20 protein-coding genes and 1 pseudogene are annotated in these 25,767 nt (G+C 67.1%); 10 read left to right on the top strand and 11 right to left on the bottom strand.

Translation table 11 applies throughout. The annotated features are described in order from the left end of the window. The first annotated feature begins 88 nt into the window (after nt 1-88). Complete coding sequence (locus LKE50_01980) at nt 89-757, top strand: VTT domain-containing protein (GenBank protein MCH3967398.1); 669 nt, start codon at nt 89-91, stop codon at nt 755-757. A gap of 357 nt (nt 758-1,114) precedes the next feature. On the opposite strand, the gene LKE50_01975 is transcribed toward LKE50_01980, so the two are convergent. After that, complete coding sequence (locus tag LKE50_01975) at nt 1,115-2,344, bottom strand: DUF2974 domain-containing protein (GenBank protein ID MCH3967397.1); 1,230 nt, start codon at nt 2,342-2,344, stop codon at nt 1,115-1,117. 328 nt (nt 2,345-2,672) lie between these two features. On the opposite strand from LKE50_01975, the gene LKE50_01970 reads away from it, so the two are divergent. Beyond that, nucleotides 2,673-5,207, top strand: coding sequence for a glycoside hydrolase family 3 C-terminal domain-containing protein (locus LKE50_01970; GenBank protein ID MCH3967396.1), 2,535 nt, complete (start codon nt 2,673-2,675; stop codon nt 5,205-5,207). 35 nt (nt 5,208-5,242) lie between these two features. Here the strand turns inward: LKE50_01970 and LKE50_01965 are convergent, their stop codons facing one another. Together LKE50_01965 and LKE50_01960 are read right to left on the bottom strand one after the other, a co-directional pair. Continuing rightward, a complete protein-coding gene (locus tag LKE50_01965; GenBank protein MCH3967395.1) occupies nt 5,243-6,583 on the bottom strand; it encodes an ATP-binding protein in 1,341 nt (446 codons plus the stop codon). Further along, a complete protein-coding gene (locus LKE50_01960) occupies nt 6,583-7,302 on the bottom strand; it encodes a LytTR family DNA-binding domain-containing protein (protein MCH3967394.1) in 720 nt (239 codons plus the stop codon). Before LKE50_01960 ends, LKE50_01965 begins: the two co-directional genes overlap by 1 nt. A 297-nt stretch (nt 7,303-7,599) precedes the next feature. Between LKE50_01960 and LKE50_01955 the strand changes: the two genes are divergently transcribed. From LKE50_01955 to recR, 5 genes and pseudogenes are all read left to right on the top strand, one after another. Then, nucleotides 7,600-10,548 carry a glycoside hydrolase family 3 C-terminal domain-containing protein gene (locus tag LKE50_01955; protein ID MCH3967393.1) on the top strand — a complete coding sequence of 983 codons (2,949 nt, stop codon included), beginning with the start codon at nt 7,600-7,602 and terminating at the stop codon, nt 10,546-10,548. A gap of 64 nt (nt 10,549-10,612) precedes the next feature. After that, on the top strand, nt 10,613-11,170 hold the full coding sequence (locus LKE50_01950; GenBank protein ID MCH3967392.1) for a GtrA family protein: 558 nt from the start codon (nt 10,613-10,615) through the stop codon (nt 11,168-11,170). Nucleotides 11,171-11,679: 509 nt separating this feature from the next. Next, a pseudogene (gene dnaX, locus LKE50_01945) lies at nt 11,680-13,287 on the top strand (DNA polymerase III subunit gamma/tau). Nucleotides 13,288-14,069: 782 nt separating this feature from the next. Next, complete coding sequence (locus LKE50_01940) at nt 14,070-14,387, top strand: YbaB/EbfC family nucleoid-associated protein (protein ID MCH3967391.1); 318 nt, start codon at nt 14,070-14,072, stop codon at nt 14,385-14,387. Nucleotides 14,388-14,390: 3 nt separating this feature from the next. Next, complete coding sequence (recR, locus tag LKE50_01935; protein MCH3967390.1) at nt 14,391-15,032, top strand: recombination mediator RecR; 642 nt, start codon at nt 14,391-14,393, stop codon at nt 15,030-15,032. Nucleotides 15,033-15,060: 28 nt separating this feature from the next. Here the strand turns inward: recR and LKE50_01930 are convergent, their stop codons facing one another. Beyond that, on the bottom strand, nt 15,061-15,780 hold the full coding sequence (locus tag LKE50_01930; protein MCH3967389.1) for a phosphatase PAP2 family protein: 720 nt from the start codon (nt 15,778-15,780) through the stop codon (nt 15,061-15,063). Nucleotides 15,781-15,897: 117 nt separating this feature from the next. Then, nucleotides 15,898-16,218, bottom strand: coding sequence for a thioredoxin (trxA, locus tag LKE50_01925; GenBank protein MCH3967388.1), 321 nt, complete (start codon nt 16,216-16,218; stop codon nt 15,898-15,900). Between the two features lie 160 nt (nt 16,219-16,378). On the opposite strand from trxA, the gene LKE50_01920 reads away from it, so the two are divergent. From LKE50_01920 to LKE50_01910, 3 genes are all read left to right on the top strand, one after another. Next, nucleotides 16,379-16,930: a hypothetical protein gene (locus tag LKE50_01920; protein ID MCH3967387.1), complete on the top strand. Its 552-nt coding sequence runs from the start codon at nt 16,379-16,381 to the stop codon at nt 16,928-16,930. Nucleotides 16,931-17,004: 74 nt separating this feature from the next. Continuing rightward, the gene (gene pgi / locus LKE50_01915) at nt 17,005-18,702 is read left to right on the top strand and encodes a glucose-6-phosphate isomerase (GenBank protein MCH3967386.1); all 1,698 of its coding nucleotides are present in this window, start codon (nt 17,005-17,007) and stop codon (nt 18,700-18,702) included. 144 nt (nt 18,703-18,846) lie between these two features. Beyond that, nucleotides 18,847-19,524 (top strand): aquaporin, encoded by a 678-nt coding sequence (locus tag LKE50_01910; GenBank protein ID MCH3967385.1) that lies wholly within the window; start codon nt 18,847-18,849, stop codon nt 19,522-19,524. Nucleotides 19,525-19,619: 95 nt separating this feature from the next. Here the strand turns inward: LKE50_01910 and amrS are convergent, their stop codons facing one another. From amrS to LKE50_01880, 6 genes are all read right to left on the bottom strand, one after another. Then, on the bottom strand, nt 19,620-20,531 hold the full coding sequence (amrS, locus tag LKE50_01905; protein MCH3967384.1) for an AmmeMemoRadiSam system radical SAM enzyme: 912 nt from the start codon (nt 20,529-20,531) through the stop codon (nt 19,620-19,622). Then, on the bottom strand, nt 20,528-21,940 hold the full coding sequence (gene amrA, locus LKE50_01900; GenBank protein MCH3967383.1) for an AmmeMemoRadiSam system protein A: 1,413 nt from the start codon (nt 21,938-21,940) through the stop codon (nt 20,528-20,530). Before amrA ends, amrS begins: the two co-directional genes overlap by 4 nt. Nucleotides 21,941-21,991: 51 nt before the next feature. Next, entirely contained in the window at nt 21,992-22,645 is a 654-nt protein-coding gene (locus LKE50_01895) for a hypothetical protein (GenBank protein MCH3967382.1), read from the bottom strand. Between the two features lie 3 nt (nt 22,646-22,648). Continuing rightward, nucleotides 22,649-23,299, bottom strand: a complete 651-nt coding sequence (locus tag LKE50_01890) for a hypothetical protein (protein MCH3967381.1) — start codon at nt 23,297-23,299, stop codon at nt 22,649-22,651. Continuing rightward, nucleotides 23,300-23,854, bottom strand: a complete 555-nt coding sequence (locus LKE50_01885) for a hypothetical protein (protein ID MCH3967380.1) — start codon at nt 23,852-23,854, stop codon at nt 23,300-23,302. 106 nt (nt 23,855-23,960) lie between these two features. Further along, the gene (locus tag LKE50_01880; protein MCH3967379.1) at nt 23,961-25,547 is read right to left on the bottom strand and encodes a DEAD/DEAH box helicase; all 1,587 of its coding nucleotides are present in this window, start codon (nt 25,545-25,547) and stop codon (nt 23,961-23,963) included. Nucleotides 25,548-25,767: the final 220 nt, after the last annotated feature.

Genomic DNA, 25,767 nt, shown 5'->3' with positions numbered 1-25,767 from the left:
CGAGGCCCGAGGGGCGTCTCCGCTCTGTGTGGTCTTGCGTCATGACTCTGCAGGCACGGCGCTTGTGCCGCGCAACGAAAGGGATTGCATGGGCTTCATCAACGGTGTCATCAGCCTGCTCCAGAACCCCAAGGCTGCCATTGCCGGTTGGATCGCGGTCAGCCCGTTCATGGCATATGGGCTGATCTTCCTCATCGTGTTCATCGAGACGGGCGTGGTGTTCTTCCCGTTCCTGCCCGGTGACTCGCTGCTGTTCGCGGCGGGCTTCTTCGCGGCGAGCGGAGACCTCAACATCTTCGCGCTGCTGGGCATCGCCTGGGCGGCTGCCATCCTGGGCGACCAGTCCAACTTCTTCATCGGTCACTTCTTCGGCCGCAAGGTCATCGACTCGGGCAAGGTCAAGGCCATGACGCCCGAGAGGATCGCCAAGAGCGAGGCCTTTCTCGACAAGTGGGGCAAGCTCGCCATCTTCCTGGGCCGCTTCTTCCCGTTCATCCGCACGTTCGTGCCGTTCCTCGCGGGCATGGGCGGCATGAAGTGGCACCACTTCTTCGCCTTCAACGTCCTTGGTGGCATCACGTGGTCCACGCTGTTCACGCTGCTGGGCTACTTCTTCGGTGGCATCCCCGTGGTGCAGGACCACTTCGAGCTGGTCATCGTGGGCATCGTGGCAGTGTCCGTGATCCCGATGATCGTGGGCCTCGTCAAGGCGCACCTCTCCAGCAAGAAGCAGGCTTCTGGCAAGCACGCAGCGTAGGCCCTACGCTGGGAGGGCGGCGAGCCGGGTGCCGTGGTCCTTGCGAGCAAGACGGCACGGGGCGCATGCCTTCTCTTGTGCCGTCACGGCCAGATGACGAGGGGCGCGTGAAACCAAGTCCGGCGGCCTGAGCGAATTGGCGGTCGCGCGAAGTTCTGGGGTGCCTGTGAGAGGGACTCCGAATCGGCACCCGGATTCGCGCCGCTGAACAGCTGGTTTGCAGGTGACGTTCTGGGGCTTGTTCCCAAGTTTCGCGCAATCGCAATTCTCATCAGGAAATCGGGTCCGAATCCACGCGTCGTACGTCGTGACGACATCCTGTGGACGGCAGGCTCGGCAGGAACCCGATGTCGCAGCCTAAGACTCCTCGTCGGCTGCGGGAAGTCCCGGCTGGTCGTCGTCCCTCGTCTCCTCGCTTCGGGCCTTGAGGTCGGCCACGAGCTGCTGCGCTCCGGCCCGCGCGTCGGCGATGGCCCCGCTCACGGCATCCCCCAGCTGCTTTGCCGCCGGTGCCACGGCATCGGCCATGGCACCTCCCGCGATGCCCCAGAGGAAGTCCTGCATGACCTTGCGGTCGTCGTCATCGAGCGACTGCAGCGAGGCGAGCGTCGAGGCCAGCCCGGCCCCGCCGTTCGAGAGCATGTCATCGAGCGACGTGATTCCCTGCACGGCCAGGGCCTGGTAGAGGTCGTCGAGCAACTTCTTGCGCCCTGTCAGGTCACGTGAGCAGAGCAGCTGGTCAAAGGCCTTGTTCACGTAGACGGTGCCATCGCCTGGACGTTCGCCCCGCACCAGGTCGCCGCGCATGACACGCCAGTCCATGGCGCTGTGCTCCATGATGCCCACGCCGTCCGACCTCACCACCACGGGGTCGGCCAGGTGCTCGAAGAGGGCTCCCACCACGGAGTATCCCGGCGTGAAGAGGTGGATCCTGCTGGCGATGGGCTCCAGGCTGGCAAGCGGGACGACCTGCTCGTCGAAGCCGGGGGAGTCGTTGCACCACACGGCGACGACGCGGTCGCGGATCGCCTGCGAGCAGCGGCTCGTGGCATAGGCGGCGAGGTTGCCGCCCTTGGAGTGGCCACCCACGTGGAGTGGCCCCGAGGTCGCGGCACCCACTCGCTCGAGGTAGTCGAGGGCATGCACCTGCGACGGCACCACCTTGTAGCTCATCTCGCAGTCCTCGAGCCATCCTACGAGCGAGGCGTCGGTCCCACGGAACGAGACGTAGCTGCTGCCGTCGGCCAGACCCACGACGACCGCGCCGAACTGCTCGTGAGTGGCGACGTCGAGGACCGACTCGTATGCAGACAACGTCGCCCCCGAGAAGCGCCTTCCTGTGGAGGCCATGCGCTGGAGCAGGTCCATGAGGTCGGGCGAGAGGAGCGGCCCGAGGTCCTCGCTCGCGGTGTGGTCGGCGAACGCCCGGGCAGCGTGCGACAGGTCGATGGGCTCGCCTGCAGGGACGACAGCCGAGAGGTCGAGATAGGAGACCTGGGACAGGATGAGGTTGTCGACCTCGTTGAACGGGACCGCATCGAAGTCGAGGTCTCCGTACCAGTCGAGGTAGTCGAGCAGATGTGCCATGGTTCCTCCGGATCGGGGCAGCGGGGTGGTCGTCGATGGGATGATACCCAGCCTGGTCGGGTCGTGGCTGCGCAGACGGTGCGTCACCGGGGGTGCGACCGGCGGGCCGGCCTCTGCTGGCCCTGCCGTTCGCCCAAGCCATATGCCTGGCACCTACTGACCTCGTCAGCGGACCGACGGGTTACGACAGGGCCCTTTACGCGCGCGAGGACTGCCGTATCTTGGTGCTCGGAAACAAGCGGCGGCCGTGACCTGCGCGACCGCCGGCAAACCGCAGCCTGAACGGAAGGCGACCCGAACGCGGCCCCACGTCTGGAAGGAACGTCCCATGAGCCTCAAGCATGCCGACATCATCGCCAAGATGGACCTCGAGCAGAAGTGCGCGCTGCTCTCTGGTGCCTCCGCCTTCGGCACGCGCGCCTATCCCAAGCTCGGCATCCCCGAGCTGCAGTTCTCGGACGGCCCCCACGGCATGCGTCATCAGGACCCCAACGTGGCCAACCACCTGGGCATCGGCGGCTCGATGCCGGCGACCTGCTTCCCCACGGCCGTGACCGTGGCCGACTCGTGGGATCCCAAGTTGGGCGAGGAGCTTGGCGAGGCCCTCGGCGAGGAGGCAGCGGCCCAAGGCGTGGGCGTGGTGCTCGGCCCTGGCCTCTGCATCAAGCGCAGCCCCCTGTGCGGCCGTGACTTCGAGTACTTCTCGGAGGACCCCCTCCTCGCCGGCAAGATGGCGGCCGGCTACGTCCGTGGGATCCAGGTGAACGGCCTGGGTGCCTGCCCCAAGCACTTCGCGGTCAACAGCCAGGAGACGCGTCGGCAGGCCTCCGACTCCGTGCTCGATGAGCGGACCCTGCGTGAGATCTACCTCACAGCCTTCGAGATCGTCGTGCGCGAGAGCCATCCCAAGTCCATCATGAGCAGCTACAACCTCGTGAACGGCACCTACGCCAACGACAACGAGCGCCTGCTTAGCAACATCCTCCGTGGCGAGTGGGGCTTCGACGGAGCGGTCGTGACCGACTGGGGCGGCTCGAACGACCATGCTGCCGGCGTCGCAGCAGGCTCGACCTTCGAGATGCCGTCGCCGGGGCTCGATTCGGTGCGACGCCTCGTGGGCTCGGTCGAGTGCGGAGAGACCAGCGTGCATGATGTGGACGCGCGCGTCGACGAGGCCATCGACCTCGTGCTCTCCACGCGCACGGCCCTCGAAGGCGCGCCCGACTTCGACAAGGCCGCCCATCACGACCTCGCCCGCAGGATTGCGGCGGCAGGCATCGTGCTCCTCAAGAACGAGGCCGCCCCTGTCTCGGGCGACAGGCCTCTGCTGCCGCTCGCTGCCGGCACGCGCGTGGCCCTTGTCGGCGACTTCGCCAAGACCCCGCGCTACCAGGGTGCCGGCTCGTCGCTCGTCAACACCACCAAGCTCGACACCCTCGTTGACGGCATCGCCGGCTCCGGCCTCGACTGCGTAGGCTACGAGCAGGGCTTCGTCCGCACGGGTGACGGCGACGCCGCCGAGGACGCCCGCTTGCGCGAGGCTGCGGTCTCGCTCGCGGGAACGGCCGACGTCGTGCTGGTCTGCCTTGGCCTCGATGAGCTCGCCGAGAGCGAGGGCATCGACCGCGCCGACATGCGTCTCAACGCCAACCAGGTCGACCTGCTCCATGCGGTGGCCGAGAAGAACCCCAACGTGGTCGTGCTCCTCTCGGCGGGAAGCTCCGTCGAGACCGGTTGGACCGCGGATGCCGCCTCCGTGCTCTACCTCGCCTTGGGTGGCCAGGCGGGTGCCTCGGCCGCGCTCGACGTGCTCATGGGCCGCACCAACCCCTCCGGGAAGCTGGCCGAGACCTGGGCCAGGTCGCTGGCTGACACCGCGTGTGCCTCGAGCTTCCCCAGCGACGACCGCACTGCCGAGTACCGCGAGGGCATCTACGTGGGATATCGCTACTACCAGAAGGCTGGCGTGGACGTGGCCTACCCGTTCGGCTACGGGCTCTCGTACACGACCTTCGCCTATGCCAACGTGGCCGCGACGCCGGATGAGGTCTCGTTCGACATCACCAACACCGGCGCGGTCGCCGGGGCCGAGGTCGCCCAGGTATACGTGAGCAAGCCGGACGCCAGGGTCTTCCGGCCGGTCCGTGAGCTCAAGGGGTTCGCCAAGGTCGCGCTTGACCCAGGCGAGACCCGGCGCGTGACGGTTCCTCTCGACGAGAGGGCCTTCCGTTACTTCAACCAGGCGACCGGTGCCTGGGAGGTCGAGGGTGGCTCATACGTCATCGAGGTCGCTGCCTCGTGCGAGGACGTTCGTCTCACGGCCGAGGTCAGCGTGGCTGGCACCGACGCCCCCAACCCCTATCAGGGCCTCGATCTGACCTGCTATGACTCCGGTCAGGTCCAGGACGTGCCGGATGCGCAGTTCGCGGTGCTCCTGGGACACCAGCCGCCCAACCCCAAGGTGACCATCGACCGCAACATCTGCTTCCGCGACCTGGGCCACTCGCGCAGCCCGATCTTCTGGGTCGTCGCGGCCGTCCTGCGTGGTGCCGAGAGGGCGTCGGCCCGCTCGGGCAGGCGCAACCTCAACATCGAGTTCATCTACAACATGCCCATGCGGGCGCTCGCCAAGAACGCCGGCGACGTGGTCTCGATGGGCCTGGTCGACGCCCTGGTGCGCGAGCTCAAGGGCTGGGGCCTCGCGGGCATCGTGCCGGCGCTGCTGGTGCAGTGGCTCTGCGGCGGATGGTTCTGGCTGGTCTGGTTCGTGTGGTTCGCGGCGCCGCTCGTCTTCGAGCTGGTGGCCAACCTCGTCCGCAACGCCAGCATGGGACGTCGCCTTGCCGAGAAGGACGGCGCGTAGGGACGTCGACGTGCGCCGCGGCCGCCGGCTGCGCGCTATCCCTCGGGAATCGGCATGATCACGTTGAGGCTGAAGACCTCGTCGGTGGCGGAGCAGGCGAGCGTGCCCTGGTACTTCTCGGCGATGTGCGCCATCGACCTCATCCCGAAGCCGTGGCTCGTCGTGTCGGCCTGCGTGGTCTGGGGCAGCCCGTCGTGGAACGTGAGCTGGCCTGCGAAGCAGTTCTCCACGTGGACGCAGGCCATGCCAGCGTTGCGCCGTACCATGAGCGATATGCTGCGCCGACCGGTCTCGGGGATCGCCTGCACGGCCCCCAACGCGTTGTCGAGCGCGTTGCCGAAGAGCGCGTACAGGTCGGGTGCGTCCATGAACGACAGCGCGGCACCGTCGGCGATGCATGACAGCGCGATGCCCTCGCGCTCGCACAGCAGGCTCTTCTCGGTGAGGATGACGTCGAGCGCGTCGTTGCCGGTCTTGACCGTGGAGTCGTAGACGTCGACCTCGCGTGCGATGTCGTCGAGCACCTCCTTGTCCACGACCTGGCCCGCTCCCTCGAGGTGGCGGATCTGGTGCCTGATGTCGTGGCACTTCACGTTGATGGCGTCGATGTTCTCCTTCGAGACGCGGTACTGCTTCTCCTCGTCGGCCAGGATCCGCGAGACCGAGGCCACGTCCATCTGCAGGCGGCGGTTGTAGAGCAGCTCGTACTCCATGACCAGCGTGAAGATGCAGACCATCGCATGCACGAGGCGCAGGGCCACGAGGTAGGAGAAGCCTGTGCCGGCGGCGGTGAGCGCCTTGTTGACGAGGTCGAACCCGATGACGCCCAGGATGACCACGGCGCACATGAGCAGCATCGCCTTGTCCTCGACCAGCGAGAGCCCATCGCGCTCGATCTTTCGGATCAGGAGCAGGTAGCATCCCAGGTAGATGACACAGGTGGCGGCAATCGAGAAGAACACGGCGAGTGGGAGCTCGGCCAGTCCCGGTCCCGTCCCGAGCGCATGCGTCAGAAGGAGGTCGGCGAGGCCCTCGGTGCCGCTCACGAGGTTCTGGAGGGTATAGCCGGCGGTGCAGCAGAACAGGGCTGGCCACACGGAGGTGTCGAAGAGGAAGACGACCACGCCCACGGCGAACACGAGCACGGCCGAGAAGACCAGGAACTGGGTCTGATAGGCGTAGGTGCCTGTGAGGTCGGGCATGGCGACGTCACCGACCCAGGTGCTTGCGACCACCACCAGAAGCGTCACCGCGACCGCGACGCCGACGCGCACCACGAAGTGCTCCCGATGCGGCAGGGTCTGTGCGAACAGGTAGATGGCGACCGTGATCTGCGCGGCTGTGACGAGGGGCTGTGCCAGGTCCATGCCGTCCATCAGATGCTCCCGCCCAGGTAGTTGGCGATGGTCTCGAGGGCTGCGCGCTTCTTGGAACGGCTGCAGAAGAGCTGCGTGCCGTCCGACATGGTGAGGTCGCCGCCGTGAACGGTCGCGACGTGGTTCATGTTGGCAAGGCAGCTGTTCGAGATCCGTACGAAGGGGCCGCCCTCGAGGTCCTTCTCGACTGCGGCGAGGCTGCCGCGCACCCTGAGCGGCTCGGGCTCGCCCGACACGTGGTAGACGAGGGTATGGTTGGTGATCTCCACCGAGACGAGGTCGTCCACGGGGACGGTCCGCAGGCCGTCGGGCATCGTGAGGGCGATCGAGCGGCGGGCGCTGCGCTTGATGTGGCGCATGGCCTTGTCCATGCGCATGGAGAAGGCGTAGTAGCTCACGGGCTTCACCATGAAGTCGAGCGCGTCGACCTCGTAGCCCTTGACGGCGTACTGCGCGAGGTCGGTCACGAAGATGATGGGCGTGACCTGGTCATAGGCGCGCAGGAGGTGGGCCGCCTCCATACCCGAGATGCCAGGGAGGCCGATGTCGAGGAATACGAGGTCGAAGGTCCGTTCCTGCGAGACGAGGTCGACTGCCGTGTCGTAGCAGGTCACCGAGAGGCCCTCGCCATGCTCGGAGGCATAGCGGGCGATGTAGCCCGAGAGGCGCTTGGACTCGGTGGGGTCATCCTCGACGACGAGTATCTGGTAGTCTGCCATGTCCCCCCTCCCTCTGTTCCGGCCTGGCTCCGTATGGTCGTCCGAACGGCCATGTCATATCGTTGGGACCATCGTATCCGTTTGGTGCGCATTGCCCAGGCGCGCGACCGTTCGCCACGCCGTCCGCCGAGTCCCCTTGCAAGGCACGTCACGTGTGCGACCGTCTACGTCAAGGGTATTGGAAGCAGGCTGCTCGCACCCTATGTTCAGTCTGAAAGACGGGCGTGCTGACGGCATGTCCGCTCCATCAGAGAAGGTCGGGCGGTGCCCGGCCGAGCACAGGAGAAGGAGGAGGACATGATAGGCATCAATATGGCGGATGTGATCAGCGCGCTTCAGAACTGCATCCCCTATGGTGTCTTCTTTCTCATCGTTGCGGTAGCGGCCATCGTCGTTGCCATCGCGGTGCGGAAGAAGCCCCGGCCCTTGAGGAAGTTCATCCGGACGCAGTCCCTCATGGGGGTCGCGGCGGCGCTTGTCATCGCGGTGAACCTGATCTGCTTCATCCCGATGTCGAACCTGCTCACGCTCTCGACGGGCGCAGGCGCCGAGGTCTCTGACGAGACCACCCAGGAGGCACGCCAGGTCGGCACGGACGTGACCGACGAAGGCATCGTCATGCTCAAGAACGATGACTCCAACCTGCCCCTCTCGTCGAGCACCAAGAAGGTCAACGTCTTCGGCTGGTCCTCCACGAGCCCCTGCTACGGCGGTACCGGCTCCGGCGGCCTCAACGACAACTACGACACCACGACCCTCATCGAGGGCTTGAACGATGCCGGCATCGAGACCAACAGCGAGCTCACCGACTTCTATAGCAGCTACGGGCTCACCCGTCCTGCGGACGGCAGCCCGGCAACCGGTCAGAACGACTACACCACCCCCGAGCCCCCGGTCGACACCTACTCCGACCAGCTCCTCTCGGACTGCAAGGACTACTCCGACACCGCGATCGTCGTCATCTCGCGTATCGGCGGAGAGGGCAACGACCTCCCCAAGGACATGAGCCAGGTCAACGTCACCAACAACTCGTCCGACTACAACGACTGGGAGGCCGGCCAGAGCTACCTCGAGCTCTCACAGAGCGAGAAGAACATGATCAACATGGTGTGCAGCGAGTACGATGACGTCACGGTGGTCTACACCGGCGCCAACACCATGGAGATGGGCTGGGTCAACGACTATCCCCAGATCAAGAGCGTCCTCTGGGTCGCCGGTGCCGGCCAGTCCGGCTTCGACTCCCTGGGCAAGGTCCTCACGGGCGAGGTCAACCCCTCTGGCAAGACGAGCGACACCTTCGTCTACGACCTCACCGACCAGCCCAGCTACAACAACTCCGGTGACTTCGAGTACGACAACATGGACGAGTACAAGACGACCTCCCAGATGGGTCCCAGCACGACCGTCGAGACGACGCCCTCCTTCGTGGACTATACCGAGGGAATCTACGTCGGCTACAAGTACTATGAGACCGCTTCGACGGAGGGAGTGCTCGACTACGGCTCCACGGTGCAGTACCCGTTCGGATACGGCCTGTCGTACACCAGCTTCTCCCAGAAGATGGGTGACATCCAGAAGGATGCCGACGGCACCATCAGCTTCGACGTGACCGTGACCAACACCGGGAGCGTCGCAGGCAAGGACGCCGTCGAGGTCTACTACAACCCGCCCTACACCAACGGCGGCATCGAGAAGTCCTCGGCCAACCTCATCACCTATGCCAAGACCGACGAGATCCAGCCTGGTGCGAGCCAGACGGTCCATATCTCCTTCAGCCAGGAGGACATGGCGTCCTATGACGAGAGCGGCGAGGGCAGCTACGTGCTCGAGGCCGGCGACTACCAGATCTCGATCAACTCCGACTCGCACACCATCCTCGACCAGCGCACCTATGTGGCGCCTCTCGACATACGCTACTCCGGCGACAACAAGCGCTCGAGTGACGAGACGGCTGCGACCAACGAGTTCCAGGACGCAGAGGGCGACGTGACGTACCTCTCGCGCGCTGACCACTTCGCCAACAAGGACGCCGCGCTCGCAGCTCCCACGAACTACTCCATGACCGACGAGCAGAAGGCGAGCTTCACCAACACGTCCACCTATGACGCCTCTGCCGATGACGACCCGAACGCCACCATGCCCACGACGGGTGCCAACAACGGCGTCACGCTCTCGGACCTGCGGGGCAAGGACTACGACGACTCGCTATGGGACACCCTGCTCGACCAGCTCACGACCGATGACATGAACAACCTCATCGGCAACGCGGGGTACAACACGGCGTCGGTCGCAAGCGTGGGCAAGGTCTCCACCACGGACTGCGACGGTCCCAGTGCCATCAACAACAACTTCTCGGGCAAGGGCTCGATCGGCCTTCCCTCCGAGACCACGCTGGCGTGCACCTGGAACTCCGAGCTCGCGAACGAGTATGGCGAGTGCATCGGCAAGATGGCCAACGAGATGGACGTCTCCGGCTGGTACGGCCCTGCCATGAACACGCACCGCTCCGCCTTCGGCGGCCGAAACTTCGAGTACTACTCCGAGGACGGCACGCTGGCTGGTGAGATGGCCGCACAGGAGGTCTCTGGTGCGGCTGACCATGGCGTCTACGCCTACATCAAGCACTTCGCCCTGAACGACCAGGAGACGAACCGCTGCGGCATGCTCTGCACCTGGGCAAACGAGCAGTCCATCCGCGAGGTCTACCTCAAGCCCTTCGAGAAGGCCGTCAAGGAGGGCGGGGCCACCGCCGTCATGAGCTCCTACAACTACATCGGCACCACCTGGTCCGGTGGCAACTCGAACCTGCTCCAGAACGTCCTGCGCAACGAGTGGGGCTTCAACGGCATGGTCCTCACCGACTACTTCGGTGGATACGGCTACATGAATGCTGACCAGGCTTCGAGGAACGGCGGGGACGCCTGCCTCTGCACGCTCAGCAACGGCGTGAACACCGTGAACGACCAGAGTGCGTCCGGCGTCCAGGCAATGAGGACGTGTGCGCACGACATCCTCTACACCACGGTCAACAGCAACGCCTACGCAAGCGATACGGGAGGGTTCAAGTTGGCTACCTGGCAGATCGTCATGATCGTCGTCGACGTCGTGATCGCGGCCCTGGTCGTGCTGATGGAGGTGCTCGCCTTCAAGCGCATGAAGAGGCGCACGGCCGCCGGTGAGACCGACGAGTCCGTGAAGGCCGCCAAGGCCGCCAGGAAGGCAGCCAAGAAGGCTGACCAGAAGTAACGGTTCCGGTGTGCGGCCGCAGGTCCCGTGGGTCCTGCGGCCGCCCTACCGAGGAAGGAGAGCAATGGCATTCAAGGAATGGACCGAGAAGCACAACGGCCTCTGGGAGTTCATCAAGTTCAACGTGCTCTCGAACATATCGACCATCACGCGCTTCGTCTGCACGTGGGTCGGCACGGCCGTGTTCGTGAACGCGATGGGGCTGACGGGCGCCTTCTCGTTCCTCATCTTCAACTACACGAGCGCGGGCTCCAACGGCCTGGGGGGCTTCCTCACCTACCTCGTCGCCGAGGTCCTGGCGCAGGTGGTGAACTTCTTCGTCCAGATGAAGTGGGTCTTCAAGTCCGACGCGTCGTTCTCGAAGGCGGCGCCCAAGTACGCGGTGCTCGCCGTGATCATCGTGGTCGCGAACCTGGTGCTCCCGAGCTATGTCACCGGGTTCTGCTCGACGCAGCTGGGCATGGGCTCCGAGCTCGCCGCCACGGTCGCCTCGCTGGCCAACACGCTGCTTGCTGTGATCATCAGCTTCCCGCTGCTCAAGTTCTGGATCATGCCGGACAGCAAGGGCAAGCAGGCCGACGACAAGGAAGGTGATGCCACGACCGAGGTGGACGAGGCCTAGCTCGTCTCCCTGTGGCACCGTGGGGCGGCCGTACGTCCGCCCTCCCACGGTGTCCCATATGGCCCCCTCCTGTCGGGCCCCCGCGGACGGTCTTCCTCCGCGGGGGCCTTCTGCGTTCGGGGCGGCGTGATGCACGCGCCCCCTCTCTCATCGATAGTCTCCGGCACGTTCGTTCGATTCTGCGCCCGATTAGAGCGAAACAGGCGCGGAATCGAACGAACGTGTATGGCCCTTCAAAGAGGGAGATCGGATCATCGCAGCTAGATGCCAATCTCGGCTGAGAATGGCCTATCAGGGCAGGCGCGGAATCGAACGAACGTGTATCGGTGGGCCCATGTGGTCGGTGGTGGAAGCGTGACGGGCGACTCGTCAGTTCGCCACACCACTGCTCTCGTTCTCCGCCCACCTCGTCGCCATGGGCGCCCGCTATACTCGAAGGGGTCGGTCGCATCTTTGGGCTGCGCGCCTAACTACGCCATCAAGCTGCACGTTCTCTTCTCGGAGGCCTCATGGAGTCGCTCTATCGCAAATACCGTCCGCTCACCTTCGACGACGTCGTGGGCCAGCAGCATGTGGTCTCGACGCTCGAGCATGCCGTCACCGAGGACAAGGTGAGCCATGCCTACCTGTTCTGCGGTCCGCGTGGCACCGGCAAGACCACCATGGCGCGCATCCTCGCCAAGGCCCTGCTGTGCGAGAAGGGCGCAGGGCAGCTTCCCGACGGCACCTGCGAGGAGTGCAAGCTCATCGCTGCGGGCGAGCACCCCGACGTCCTCGAGCTCGATGCCGCAAGCCGCACCGGTGTGGACAACGTCCGCGAGGAGATCATCAACCGCGTCGACTACGCGCCTGCGCGCGGCCGCTTCAAGGTCTACATCATCGACGAGGTCCACATGCTCACGACGCAGGCCTTCAACGCCCTGCTCAAGACCCTCGAGGAACCGCCTTCGCACGTCATCTTCGTCCTCTGCACCACCGACCCGCAGAAGGTTCCCGAGACGATCCTCTCGCGCGTGCAGCGCTTCGACTTCCATGCCATTTCGTCCGCCGACATCGTGGGGCGGCTCGCCTACGTGTGCGACAAGGAGGGGTTCTCGTACGACGAGGAGGCCCTCACGCTGGTCGCTCGCCATGCGCGCGGCGGCATGCGCGATGCCCTGTCGACGTTGGAGCAGCTCTCGGTCTTCGGTGACGGCGCCATCACGGTGGGCGCGGCGCGCGACCTGCTCGGTGAGACGAGCTCTGCCACGCTCGATGCCTGTGTGGAGGCCGTCGCCCGCCGTGACGTCCCGGCGATCTTCGATCAGGTGGCGACACTCGTGGACGAGGGGCGCGACCCGCTGCAGTTCTGCCGCGAGCTCACGGCCCGCGTGCGCGACCTCTATGTGGTGTCGGTCGCCGGCGCGCGCGACGGTGTGGTCTCGGCCACGCCCGACGAGCTCGCCGACCTCGCCGCCCAGGCCAAGGACTTCGGTAGCCCGGACCGGCTCTCGCGCGTGCTCTGCGTGCTGGGGGAGGCGGCCACCGACATGCGCATGGCCACCAACCAGCGTCTCTCGCTCGAGGTCGCGCTCACCAGGATCGCCCGTCCGCAGGCGGACCTCACCATAGAGTCGCTCGGCGAGAGGGTCGCGGCCCTCGAGGCCGGCATGGTGGCGGCGCCGGGCGGGGGAGTGCAGGGTGCGGTCCCCGTGGCCGCGCCAGCATCAGCTCCAGCGACCCGGCCAGCCCCTGCCCCCGCGCCCCAGCCGGCTCCTGTGCCAACGTCCCAGCCAGCATCAGCTCCAGCGACCCGGCCAGTCCCTGCGCCTGCCTCTCGGCCTGCGCCGACTCCCCGACCCGCGCCTGCTCCCCAGCCCGCACCGCGACCTGCCCCGGCACCAGCGCCTGCTGCGGTGCCGACCGCTCCCTCGCCGTCCGCTCCCGTGACCGACGCAGGCGCGCTCCAGCGCCGCTGGGAGGACGTCGTCGACCGTCTCAAGCGCACGAAGCCCTCGTGTGGCGCGTTGCTCATGAACACCACCGCGCTCGGCGACGATGGCTCCGCGGTCACGGTCCTGGTCCAGAGCCCCTGGGCCAAGGGCATGCTCTCGCGCGAGGACATCAGGCAGGTCGTGGAACCCGCCGCGTCGCAGTCCTTCGAGGGGCCCCGCCATGTGACGTACGTGGCGCCTGACGAGAAGAACCCAGCACCAGCACCAGCATCCGCACCTGCGACGGCCCCTGCTCCGGCCCCCGCTCCAGCACCTGCGCCCGCACCTGCGCCCGCTCCAGCACCTGCGCCCGCACCTGCGCCCGCACCTGCGCCCGCTCCAGCACCTGCGCCCGCACCAGCGCCTCGGCCTGCGCCAGCCCCTGCACCCATGTCCGCGCCCGCACCGGCCCCGGCACCGATGCCTGCCCCGGCCCCAACCCCCGATGACGAGCCACCCTTCGATGACTCCTTCGTCCCGACCGACATCGACCCGCTCCCCGACATGCCTGCCGAGCCGCCCCTCATCATCGCCAACGAGGTCCCCGATCCCGGCACGGCCCCGGCTCCATCGCCTGCCGACGCCGACGCCCCTGACGCCGCCTCCCAGGACGGCCTCGCCGGTGTCCCGGATGACGTGGCCTCCATGCTCACCGGTGTGTTCGGCGACGGCGTGCGCGTGATTGCTCCCGGGCCCACGACTGCGGCGCCAGCCACGGCAGACGATGCCGACTCAGCTCCTGACGCCCCCGATGCCGACCCCGGCACGTCCGACTTCGTGGATGATGCGGATGATGCGGACGACGGGGAGGATGCGTAGCGCAGGCCCCGTCCGCCGCGTCGACGGGTAGAGTGTGACCAGACGGATTGGCGCCGGCTCGGGGAGGTCCCCGGCATGCCGGCACGAGCAGAGAGGGACGATGTCCCATGGCCCAGATGAACATGCAGCAGATGATGAAGCAGGCCCGCAAGATGCAGGAGCAGCTCGCCGCGGCCCAGGAGAAGCTCAAGGACGTCGAGGCGTCCGCCAGCACCGGCGGCGGCATGGTCAAGGCCACCGCCAACGGTGACATGCAGCTCACGGCCCTCACCATCGACCCCGAGGCCATCGATCCCGATGACGTCGAGCTGCTCCAGGACATGGTGCTCGCTGCCGTGAACGAGGCCCTGTCGTCTGCCCAGGAGGCCGCGGGCGCCCAGATGAGCCAGGCCACCGGCGGCATGAACATCCCCGGGATGTTCTAGGAGATGTCCCCCTCCACAGGAGAGGGCCCTGGGGCCGGGGTCTCGCGCCCCTCGGACGGCCATGCCCTCCAGCGCCTCCTCGACGAGCTCGGCCGCCTGCCTGGCATAGGCCCCAAGTCCGCGCAGCGCATCGCCTACCATCTGCTCTCGACGGACACCGCCGAGGCGACCCGCCTGGCCGATGCCATCCTCGACGTGAAGCAGCAGGTGCACTTCTGCCCGGTCTGCTTCGCCTATGCCACGCGTGACACCTGCGACATCTGTGCCGACGCGAGCCGCGACCGCACGCGCATCTGCGTGGTCTCCGAGCCGCGCGACGTCACGGCGATCGAGCGCACGCACACCTACCATGGCCTCTACCACGTGCTCGGCGGTGTCATCAGCCCCATGGACAAGATCGGCCCCGAGCAGCTCCATGTGCGCGAGCTCCTGGCGCGCCTCGGTGACGGCACGGTGACCGAGGTCATCCTCGCCACCAATCCAGACGTGGAGGGCGAGACCACGGCCTCGTACCTCTCACGTACCATAAAGCCGCTGGGAGTGGCCGTGTCACGCCTGGCAAGCGGCCTCCCCGTGGGCGGCGACCTCGAGTACGCCGACGAGGTCACGTTGGGTCGTGCCATCGAGGAGCGCCGCGAGGTCTAGCGGGTGCCCACCTGGAGGGGGCCTCGGCTCAGCCGTCCCTCTCGGCCAGCTCCTTGCGTCCTGGTTCGGGCAGGAACACCGGGCAGATGACCTTGGTGTAGAACGCGAGCCACGCGAGCGACACGCAGAATCCGGCAATGACGTCCGTCGCATAGTGCACACCCAGGTAGATGCGGCTCACGCCTACCATCACCACAAGCGCGCCCAGGCAGATGCACCAGAACCAGCGCATGACGGCGTCGCGCTCGTAGTGCCACACGTACCAGGCAAGCAACCCGTAGAACGCCATCGCGACCATGGAGTGTCCCGACGGGAAGCTGTAGCCGGTCTCGTCCACGAGGCGGAACCCCTCGGGGCGAGGACGTTGGACTATGGCCTTGAGCAGCTGGTTTATCACGACGATGAGCACGAGGTTGACCATCGCGCACCATCCCGGGCGCCTCCCGGGGGCGAATGCCGCCACCACCACGAGCATCGCGAGCAGCACCACGGGCGTGGCGAGCGAGGTGAACTCCTCCATGATGGGCGTCAGCGTGTCGGAGCGGATGTAGGCGACGAAGAACGAGTAGGCCAAGGAGTCGATGCGCGTGAGCTCGCCCTCGGCAAGCTCGCTCAGCAGCCAGACGAACACTACCACGCAGACGGCCGCGACCACCGTGCGGACGTTCTTGCGGAGAAGAACCGCGATGCTCGAGGCGATGCCGTGGACCTCACGAGGGCCCCTCCCGTCGTTCGTGGGTTCTGCCATGCCACTTCCTTCCGACGGTCGCCAGGCCGTTCGCCATGACGTGACCAGCATAGGACAAGGCCACCAGACGCGAGGGGTCGGCGTCTGGTGGCCACAGAGGGGCGGTCGTATCGGCTGCTACAGGTTGGCCTCGAGCTCCTTCTGGAGCTTGCCCTTGGGTGCGGCACCCACCATGGTGTGGACGGCCTCGCCGTTCTTGAACAGGATGAGCGTCGGGATGGACATGACGTGGAACTTGATGGCCAGGTCCTGCTCGTCCTCGACGTTGCACTTGTAGACGTCGATCTGGTCTGCCATCTCGTCGGCGATCTGCTCGACGATGGGACCGAGCGCGCGGCACGGCCCGCACCAGGAGGCCCAGAAGTCGACGAGGACGGGCTTTGCGGCGTGCGTGACCACAGCGTCGAAGTTGTCTGTGGTGAGCTGTTTGGTTGCCATGGTTCCTCCAGGATCCTCGCAGGCGGCCGACGGTCAGGGGAGCGTCGGCGGTCGCCGACGGATTGGTCAATTGCCTTTATACCCCGCGCGTCGAAGAATCGACGCGAGAGCCCTACCATGGCAGGAAGAGGTCTGCGAGCGGATGGAAGGAGGCCCTCAGGTGCCATCTGAGCGGACGGACAGAAGGGCTGCGTACGTCGATAAGGCCACGGTCGAGCTCCGGGGCCTGGTCGAGGAGGGCGTGGTCATGTCGGGCAACGCCTTCTCGCAGGTGCTGCTGGCGAAGGGACAGCCTGATGCAGGGGAGCTGCCCGAGCGCCTCCTTGCCGGGGCCGACGGGGAGGCCTTGAGGGCGGCGCTCGCGGCACTGGGATATGCCCCGGAGGACTGGGTGGGCCTCGCGACCTGCGATGCCGACGGCACGGCGCTCGACTCCCAGACCCTGCGGCTGGCCGTGACCGCCCTCGACCCTGCGACCGTCATCGCGCTCGACGACGCCGCGGCCGGGGCCCTGCGCGAGGCATACGGCCCCGAGCTCGTGGCGCTTCCCGACCTGCAGGCGGCCATGCTGGCTCCCGGCGTGGTGGCCCAGGTGGCAGGCATGCGGATGATGGGTCTCGGCGGCTTCGAGGCCGCGCTGGCCGACAAGCCTGCCAAGCAGCTCATGTGGGCCCGTCTGAAGCAGGTCAGGCCCCTCGGGGAGCCCTTCTAGGGCTTGGGCCGGGCGGTGTTGTCGTATGCTAACCCTGTCTGAACTTCTATGACGTAGACGAAAGAGGAGAGCACATGTCCAGCATTCCCGCACCGGTCGACGCAACGGCCACGCCCGCATGGGCGGCACTCAAGCAGCATCACGACGAGCTCGAGGCCCAGGGTATCAGCCTCAAGCAGTGGTTCGCCGATGACCCCCAGCGCGCGAAGGAGCTCTCCTTCGACGCGGGCGACCTCCACTTCGACCTTTCTAAGAACCTGGTCACCCCCAAGACGCTCGGCCTTCTCGCCGACCTTGGCCGTGCCTGCGGTGTCGAGGAGCGTCGCGACGCCATGTACGCCGGCGAGCACATCAACACCACCGAGGACCGCGCGGTCCTGCACACGGCCCTGCGCCGTCCGGACTCCGAGCGTGGCACGCTCGTCGTCGACGGCCAGGACGTCGTCACCGACGTGCGCGACACCCTGACCCGCATCTACGCCTTCGCGGAGAAGGTCCGCTCGGGCGAGTGGAAGGGCATCACCGGCAAGCCCATCAAGACCGTCGTCAACATCGGCATCGGTGGTTCGCACCTCGGTCCCGAGATGGCCTACGAGGCGCTCAAGTCCTATGCCGACGCCGGCATCGACGCGCGTTTCATCTCGAACATCGACCCCAACGACATCGGAATCAAGACGGCCGGCCTCGACCCCGAGACCACGATGTTCATCATCGTCTCGAAGACGTTCACCACGCTCGAGACCATCACCAACGCCCGCATGTGCAAGGCATGGCTGCTCCGCGAGCTTGCCGCGGCCGATGCCATCGACGGTACCCCCGAGCAGGACAAGGCCGCCATCGAGCATCACTTCGTGGCCGTCTCGACCGCGCTCGACAAGGTCGAGGCCTTCGGCATCGACCCGGCCAACACCTTCGGCTTCTGGAACTGGGTCGGCGGCCGCTACTCCGTGGACTCCGCGGTGGGCACCATCCTCGCCGTCGTCTTCGGCCCCGAGCGCTTCGAGGACTTCCTCGCCGGCTTCCGCGCCATCGACACCTACTTCAAGGACACGCCGCTCGAGAGGAACGTCGTCGCGCTGATGGGCCTCATGAACGTGTGGTACGTCGACTTCTTCGACGCCCCCACGCATGCCGTGCTGCCCTACAACCAGTACCTCTCGCGCTTCGCCGCCTACCTGCAGCAGCTTACGATGGAGTCCAACGGCAAGTCCGTGCGCTGGGACGGCACCCCCGTCACCTGCAAGACCGGCGAGATCTTCTGGGGCGAGCCGGGCACCAACGGCCAGCATGCCTTCTACCAGCTGATCCACCAGGGCACGCGTCTCATCCCCGCCGACTTCATCGCCTTCGCCAACACCGCCAACCCCAACGCGGTCGACGGCCAGGACGTCCAGGAGCTCTTCCTCGCCAACTTCCTCGCGCAGACCCGCGCGCTCGCCTTCGGCAAGACGGCCGACGAGGTCCGCGCCGAGGGCACGCCCGAGCAGATCGTGCCGGCGCGCTGCTTCGAGGGCAACCGTCCGACCACGTCGATCTTCGGTGACACGCTCACGCCCTTCGCGCTCGGCGAGCTCATCGCCCTGTACGAGCACATCACCTTCGTCGAGGGCACCGTGTGGGGCGTCGACTCCTTCGACCAGTGGGGCGTCGAGCTCGGCAAGCAGCTCGCCAAGCAGATCACGCCTGCCATCTCGGGCGACGAGGGCGCGCTTGCCTCGCAGGATGCCTCCACCAAGGAGCTCATCGCGTTCTATCACGAGCACCGCGACTAGCCTGTCTCGCGCCCGAGGGGCCGCGGGCTCGTGCCGTTCCCCCTCGGAACTCGATTCGTACCGCACGGCCGCCCGAGGTCCCTCTCGGCAGGCGTGCGTGGTACGCTGATGCAGATATGTAGGAACCGTGAAGGGGAGGGTCATATGCAGGACTCCATCAAGAAGTACGTGGCCGAGTTCATCGGCACGTTCGTGCTCGTGCTCATGGGCTGCGGGACGGCTGCGGCGCTGGGATGCAAGGGCTCGAGCATCGACGCGGCCTACATCGCCACGGCACTGGCCTTCGGCCTCTCGATCGTCGCCATGGCCTATTCCATCGGCAACGTCAGCGGCTGCCACGTGAACCCTGCCGTCTCGCTGGGGGTCCTGCTCACCGGCGGCATGTCCGTCAAGGACTTCGTGGGCTATGTCATCGCTCAGGTGCTGGGCGCCATCCTTGGTGCCGCCGTCATCGGCGTCATCCTCGGGCCCACCTGTGGCTACGGTGCGAACGGGCTGTACGAGAACAACGTGGGCATCTCGCTGCTCGTCGAGGTCCTCCTCACCTTCATCTTCGTGCTCGCGATCCTGGGCGTCACCTCCAAGACCGACAACGCCCATGTGGCCGGTCTCGTCATCGGCCTCACGCTCACGCTCGTGCACATTCTGGGCATCCACTTCACGGGCACCTCGGTGAACCCCGCGCGTTCGATCGGCCCCGCCCTGTTCGCGGGTGGTGCGGCGCTCTCGAACCTCTGGGTCTTCATCGTGGCCCCGTTCGCCGGCGGCGCGCTCGCTGCCGTGGTCTGGAACTTCCTCGGCAAGGAGAAGGCCGCGGCCTAGCGGGTCCCTCTCGTCGAACCGACGCACGCATGACGGCCGTCTGCCTTCGGGTGGGCGGCCGTCGTCCATGACGTGCGACATGCGAGGACCACGGGCTACACGTTCCCGACGAAGACGTTCTCGAGGTGCCGACGCGCGACCTCGGCCAGGTGATACAGCGTGGCCTCGGGCGTGGGCTCGGCATCGTGCATCTTCCAGCGCGGGAAGAACCGCGTTACGTGCAGGGTGATGACGGGGTCGAGGCTCGCGATCCAGGCAGCGAGCGCGTCCATCTCGGCGTCGGAGTCGTTCGCGCCGGGGATCACGAGCGTCGTCACCTCGAGGTGGCAGCCGGGGTAGCCTGCCAGCAGCCGGATGGTCCCCTTGACGCAGTCGAGGTCACCGCCGCATCCCTGGTAGAAGTCTGCCGAGAAGGACTTCAGGTCGATGTTCGCCGCGTCGATGAGGGGCATGAGCTCCCGGATGATGCCGCTCTCGGCGCAGCCGTTCGAGACCAGCACGTTCACGAGCCCGGCGTCGTGGACCAGGCGGGCGCAGTCGCGTACCCACTCCCACCCGACCAAGGGCTCGTTGTAGGTGTAGGCGACGCCCACCATGCCGGGGTCGATCTGGGCCTGGGCGCTCGCCACGTCGGCGACCTGGCCAGGCGTCATCTGGCGCCAAGGCACCTCGTCGGCTCCTACCTGCGAGATCTCGTGGTTCTGGCAGAAGGGGCATCGGAGGTTGCAGCCATAGCTCCCCAACGACAGCACGCGTGTTCCCGGCATGAAGGTCGCGAGCGGCTTCTTCTCGATCGGGTCGATGGCGAGCGAGGTCACACGGCTGTAGCTGTCGCAGACGACCTCGCCCCCCACGTTGCGTCGCGCGTGGCAGGCACCCAGGGCATCCAGGTCGAGCGTGCAGTGGCGGGGGCAGACCGGGCAGCGTGCCACCAGGCCGGCGCGGCGGTGCGCCTCTGTGCGTTCCGCCTCCTGACGTGCGGCCAGGCCTTCGAGGTAGGTGCTCATACGTGCCTCACCACCTGGAAGCGCTCGAGCGAGACGTCCTCATGGTCGGGGTCGATGCCGCCCTTGCGTGCGGCGATGCCCACCTGTTCCTCGACCGTGTCCACGCCGTCGAGGTCGGGGAGGAGCAGCCCCCTCCTGCCGTCGAATGCGCTCACGATGACGCCGTAGCGTGCGGGATCGAGCTCTTCGGGACCTTCCACGGGCTCCGGCTCGCCCAGCACGTCCACGTCGTAGACCAGCTCGGGGAGCTCGCCAGCCGTGACCGCTGGGAAGCGTGGGTCGCGCGTGCCTGCCGAGATGGCGTTGGCGCAGACCTCCTCGGCGAGCGTCGGGCAGGTGGGGCCGGTGGTGCCGATGCAGCCGCGCAGCTCGCCAGCGACCTTGAGCGAGACGAACGCGCCTGCCCTGCCCTGCGTGAGCTCGGCGGGGGCATCGGGAGCCAGGACGTCGGTCGGCCGGATGCGACGGCGCTCGGTGACCCAGGTCTCGAGCGAGGCCCTCGCGAGCGAGACGTAGGGGTCCTCCGCGGCCTTCCGGGCGGCCATGTCACGCGTGTGCCAGGTCTCGTAGCGCTCGGCGAAGTCGCGGGAGGCGTCGCTGCCGGCAGGGCCCGTGGGCGTGAAGGCGGCGGTCCCGTAGCCCACGCCGAAGGGGTCCTCGAAGGAGAGGAGCTCCGCCGAGACGGGCGTCCGGTCGAGGGCGCCGGCCATCATCTGGAAGCTCCTGAGCCCACATTCGGCCGCGCGCTCGCAGAAGCCTGGGTCGAACGTGAGCAGCGCGAGGAAGTCACCGGTGCGGAACGCCTCGCAGATCCTCCTGTCGAACTCCGGCCCCTCGGGGGCGTAGCCGTACGGGCCCTCCTCGCGGGTCTTGTGCGAGAGGTCTCCCGAGGCTACCCACACCACGCGCCGTCCCAGCTCGTCGGCGGCAGCCGCGACGGCCTGCCCGAAGCGGTAGTTGGCAAGGGGGCCCTGGCAGGTGAGGCCGCAGCGCAGCAGGCGGAAGTCGCGATACCTCTTCTGGATGAAGTGGAGCGGGACCATGCTGGCATGGTCCAGGCCGGCATCGCGCTCGCCCTCGGTCCCACAGGCGACGCCTGCCACGTTGCCCTTCTCGCAGGCGAGGTCCACGAGCTCCTCGTCATAGTCGACGCTCGTGTGCTCCTCGGGGGCGTCGAACTGCGCCATGCTGCCCGAGGCATGTGCGCCTCTGGCCACATGGAGGTAGTCGTAGTAGAGCTCGGCGTGGGGGCTCGAGATGACGATGGTGTCAGGGGCCAACGTGGCGATGCGGCGCGCGACCTCCTCGTAGGCGGCGACGGTCGCAGCGATCTGGCGCTCCCGTCCGTGACCGACGGCGGGGACGATGAGGGGCGGATGGGGCACGGCAAAGCCGGCTACGATGGCCATGGCAAGGACCTCCCGGTATGCGCGAGGTCGCAGGAGCGCGGCCCCTATCGCCTACTGTACCCGGACCTTGCGGCGCAGGAACGTGAGAAGCCCCTTGACGTCGACGCCCTCGAGGTCGGCCTTCGAGAAGACCGCGTCCTCGACCTCGTCGTGGGCGGCGAGGGCATCGGCATAGTCGCGCGAGGTGAGGCTCTTCCAGACCGGCTCGACCTCGTTGCCCGCGACGAGGATCACCAGGTGCTCGGTGACCTCGATGTGGGTGAACTCCTTGTACGGCTTCCTGACGGTCGAGGTCTCCTCGCCGTCGTGGACCACCGAGATGCGCACGCCGTCGGACGTGGCGGTGGTCTTGCAGGTGAATGACCAGGGGCGCTCGGCAGATGCCTCCACGCCATGGCGGCAGAAGAAGCGCTGGAAGGTCTTGGCCCAGGCCCTGCGCGGCCAGAAGATGGTCCGACCGGTGACGGCCTCGTAGACCTGCCAGGCGCAGAGGGCCGGCAGGACGATGCTCAGCACCATGCCCAGGGGCGTGCTGATGCCCACGATGAGCATGCAGGCATACCAGATGATGCTGACCACGGCCAGGACGATGGCGTAGAACATGGAGTCGCGCTTGGTGAGCGAGCGCTCGCGTGCGTCGTAGTACTCCTCGAAGCAGGCCTCGTCGAACGAGAAGGTCGAGCTGATGTGCTTGCTCGTCGCCATGGGTCAGTCCTTGTCGGTCGCGGTCGCGCCGCACGACTCGGCCGAGAGGCGCGTGCCCACATAGCCTGCGAACTTGTCGGCGTCGCCGCGCTGGAAGCCGCGGTGGGCGACCACGAGCGCGCTGCCGTCCGTCTTGAGCGTGAGGACGTAGATGACCTTGTCGGCCAGGAAGCCCGAGAGGTCGTCATAGCGGAACGTCTGCAGCTTGCAGCCGGGGATCTTGACGCAGAGGTGGTCGTCGCAGAACCAGTAGAGGCGGTGGCGCGCATCCTTGCCCGCGTCCTCGAGCTGCTTGTCGGTCTCGGCGGCCGCCGTGCGCGTGAGGCGCGAGCGCTGCATGATGAGCAGGACCCCCAGCAGCACGACCACGGCCATGATGAGGGGGTCGCCGTGGAGCAGGAGCCAGTAGGCCACGCCTGCCACGATGACCATGATGCCGACGACGCGGCAGAGGGTGTCGATCTTCTTGTTGAGGGTGAGCCGGGCGCTGCGGACCAGCATGTCGATGTCGAGGTCGAACTCGCAGACGTAGGGGGCATCGTCGGGCACGCCGAGGGCACGGAGCTGCGCGCGGCTGGCCTTGGGCCTCCTGGGCTCGGGGCCCTCGGCCGAGACGGCCTTGCCGGCGGGCGTCTGGGACGCGTGGTCTGCCATCTACCTCAGCCCCTCCAGGAACGCGATGAGGCTGGTATAGCGAGAGTCGGTCATGTCCTCGCGCGGGAGCACGAGGAAGCCCTTGTCGGCGAGCTGGACCACACAGGTCTGGCTGTCGGAGCGGACGCGCTTGACCTCGGACGTGAGGTAGCGGGACTCGGTGCCCTCCGGGTCGGTCGAGACGAGCTTGTCGTCAAAGACCACGAGCTGGCGCTTGGTCGTGCCCTTGGTGTCCACCGTGGCGAACCCATGGTTGCGAAGGCGCTTGAGCTGGATGTCCTGCCACTTCGACCCGATGGCCCAGAAGATGGCCGCCAGGACCGCCACGCAGATGCCGAAGGTGAGCTGGCGGTCGGTGGCGTTGTTGGTGACGAGCACGAAGACCATGATGGCGAGGAGCACTGCCGAGAAGACATAGCCGGGGTTCCTGGCCTGCGGGCCGGCGAGCACGCTCGCAGCCTGCTTGAGCGTGCTCGAGCTGACGAGGTACCTCACGGTGAAGAGGGGCTCCTCCTGCGAGGTGTCCAGGGAGTCGGTGTCGGTGGTGTCTGTCATGAGACCTCCGGGGTAGGTCGGCGAGACGTGCGAGTGGTGCGTGCGCGTCTGATTCTATCGCAGCGGACGCGCCCCGGCGACCTGGGTCACGTGAGCGGCGAGGCCGCTAGTTGCGGCCGCCATGGTCGCCTGGCCTGCGCGTGTGGGTGGTGTGCGGCGCCTGCTGGGTGCGTGCGCGACCGTCGCCCTGACGGCCACCGTCGTGCGAGCCGGAACCGCCGTTGCCACGGCGGCCGCCATTCCCACGACTGCCACGGCCGTTGCCTGAGCCACCGTTGCCACGGCCGCCGTTCTGTCCGCGGCCTCCGTTTGATCCATGGGTGCCACCGTTGCCCTGGCCGTTCCCACGGTTCGAGCTTCCGTTCCTACCGGCCTCGCTGCCGTTACCGCGGGGCTTGGCCTGCGAGCGGTCCGTGCCCTGCCTCGATGCGGAGGAGCCGCCGCCGTTCTGCCCACGGCTCCCGCGACGCTTGTTCTTGCCGCCATGCTTGTGGCTGCCGCCGGGCCTGCCACCCTTGCCGGGGCGCGCGGGGACGCGGTTGGGGTCGAGGGCGGGCGGTTCCTCTCCGCGGTCGATCTTGGCGGAAGGCATATAGAGGGGCACGACCTGCTGCATGAGGCGCTCGATCCCATACAGGTCGTCGATGTCGTCGGTCGTCACGAAGGTGAGCGCCCAGCCCGTCTCGCCGGCTCGGCCCGTGCGGCCGATGCGGTGGATGTAGTCCTCGGGGTCTGAGGGCACGTCGAAGTTCACGACGTAGCGCACGTCCGACACGTCGATGCCGCGGGCCAGCACGTCGGTGGCCACGAGCACGTCTACCTTCGAGTCGCGGAAGTCGGTGAGGGCGTGCTCGCGCTGGTTCTGGCTGCGGTTGCCATGGATGGGCGCGCAGGTGATGTTAGCGCGGCGGAGGCGGCGGCAGCAGGCGTCGGCGCGGTGCTTGGTGCGGCAGAACACGATGACGTGGCTGGGGCCCTCCGCGGTGAGCACGTCGGCGAGCAGGCCGTTCTTCGCCTCGAGCGAGACGGGCAGGCAGTACTGGTCGATCGTGTCGGCGACGGTGCCCTTGTGTGCGATCTCGATGCGGACGGCATCGTGGGTGAGGTCCGAGATGCCGGCGATGGCGGAGTCGTCGAGCGTGGCCGAGAAGAGCAGGGTCTGACGGGAGTCCGGGGTGCGCTCGACGATCTTGCGCATGGAGGGCAGGAAGCCCATGTCGAGCATGCGGTCAGCCTCGTCGATGACGAGGGTGTCGACCTGGCTGAGGTCGCAGCAGCCCTGGTCGATGAGGTCGACGAGGCGTCCCGGCGTGGCCACGAGGATGTCGACGCCGCGGCGGAGCGCCGACTTCTGAGGCTCGTAGCCGACGCCTCCCACCACGGTGACCGCCGAGTGGTGCGTGCGCTTGGCGATGGCACGGGCCACGTCGTCGATCTGCTGGGCGAGCTCGCGGGTGGGGGTCACCACGAGGAGGTGCGGGCCCTGGCCGTGGCGCGTGTGGTCGAGCTGGTCCATGACGGGCAGGAGGAAGGCCGCGGTCTTCCCCGTGCCGGTCTGTGCTGCGGCCATGACGTCGTTGCCGGCGAGCACGGCGGGGATGGCCTCGGCCTGGACGGGCGTGGGCTCGGTGTAGCCGAGGTCGTGCACGGCTTCGAGCATGGTGGCGGAGAGCCCCAGGTCGTTGAATGACATGGCGGTAGCGTCCTCGGTCGAGGACGTCTGGGTGGTATCGGTTATCTGCATGTGGTGATGATCCTGTCTGGCGCCGGAGCGCGTGTCGTGGCTTGCTGCGTATGGCAGCCGAGCCGTCGCAACGACCGTCTGCCTGTCCCGACCAAGAGCCATTCTCTGGAAACGGGGCATACCCACTGTAGCCGATTAGGACGTCGACCACGAAAAACCCAGCAGGACG

It is taken from the genome of Atopobiaceae bacterium, assembly GCA_022483015.1.
Classification (GTDB): Bacteria; Actinomycetota; Coriobacteriia; order Coriobacteriales; family Atopobiaceae; genus JALCUE01.
Note: the sequence above shows the minus strand (reverse complement) of the source record. Positions and strands in the feature narration are given on the sequence as shown.

Bases quoted from the DNA above. Each gene is read 5' to 3' on its own strand.
- LKE50_01980 (MCH3967398.1), top strand. From the start codon at position 89: ATGGGCTTCATCAACGGTGTCATCAGCCTGCTCCAGAACCCCAAGGCT.
- LKE50_01975 (MCH3967397.1), bottom strand. From the start codon at position 2,344: ATGGCACATCTGCTCGACTACCTCGACTGGTACGGAGACCTCGACTTC.
- LKE50_01970 (MCH3967396.1), top strand. From the start codon at position 2,673: ATGAGCCTCAAGCATGCCGACATCATCGCCAAGATGGACCTCGAGCAG.
- LKE50_01965 (MCH3967395.1), bottom strand. From the start codon at position 6,583: ATGGACGGCATGGACCTGGCACAGCCCCTCGTCACAGCCGCGCAGATC.
- LKE50_01960 (MCH3967394.1), bottom strand. From the start codon at position 7,302: ATGGCAGACTACCAGATACTCGTCGTCGAGGATGACCCCACCGAGTCC.
- LKE50_01955 (MCH3967393.1), top strand. From the start codon at position 7,600: ATGATAGGCATCAATATGGCGGATGTGATCAGCGCGCTTCAGAACTGC.
- LKE50_01950 (MCH3967392.1), top strand. From the start codon at position 10,613: ATGGCATTCAAGGAATGGACCGAGAAGCACAACGGCCTCTGGGAGTTC.
- LKE50_01940 (MCH3967391.1), top strand. From the start codon at position 14,070: ATGGCCCAGATGAACATGCAGCAGATGATGAAGCAGGCCCGCAAGATG.
- recR (MCH3967390.1), top strand. From the start codon at position 14,391: ATGTCCCCCTCCACAGGAGAGGGCCCTGGGGCCGGGGTCTCGCGCCCC.
- LKE50_01930 (MCH3967389.1), bottom strand. From the start codon at position 15,780: ATGGCAGAACCCACGAACGACGGGAGGGGCCCTCGTGAGGTCCACGGC.
- trxA (MCH3967388.1), bottom strand. From the start codon at position 16,218: ATGGCAACCAAACAGCTCACCACAGACAACTTCGACGCTGTGGTCACG.
- pgi (MCH3967386.1), top strand. From the start codon at position 17,005: ATGTCCAGCATTCCCGCACCGGTCGACGCAACGGCCACGCCCGCATGG.
- LKE50_01910 (MCH3967385.1), top strand. From the start codon at position 18,847: ATGCAGGACTCCATCAAGAAGTACGTGGCCGAGTTCATCGGCACGTTC.
- amrS (MCH3967384.1), bottom strand. From the start codon at position 20,531: ATGAGCACCTACCTCGAAGGCCTGGCCGCACGTCAGGAGGCGGAACGC.
- amrA (MCH3967383.1), bottom strand. From the start codon at position 21,940: ATGGCCATCGTAGCCGGCTTTGCCGTGCCCCATCCGCCCCTCATCGTC.
- LKE50_01895 (MCH3967382.1), bottom strand. From the start codon at position 22,645: ATGGCGACGAGCAAGCACATCAGCTCGACCTTCTCGTTCGACGAGGCC.
- LKE50_01890 (MCH3967381.1), bottom strand. From the start codon at position 23,299: ATGGCAGACCACGCGTCCCAGACGCCCGCCGGCAAGGCCGTCTCGGCC.
- LKE50_01885 (MCH3967380.1), bottom strand. From the start codon at position 23,854: ATGACAGACACCACCGACACCGACTCCCTGGACACCTCGCAGGAGGAG.
- LKE50_01880 (MCH3967379.1), bottom strand. From the start codon at position 25,547: ATGTCATTCAACGACCTGGGGCTCTCCGCCACCATGCTCGAAGCCGTG.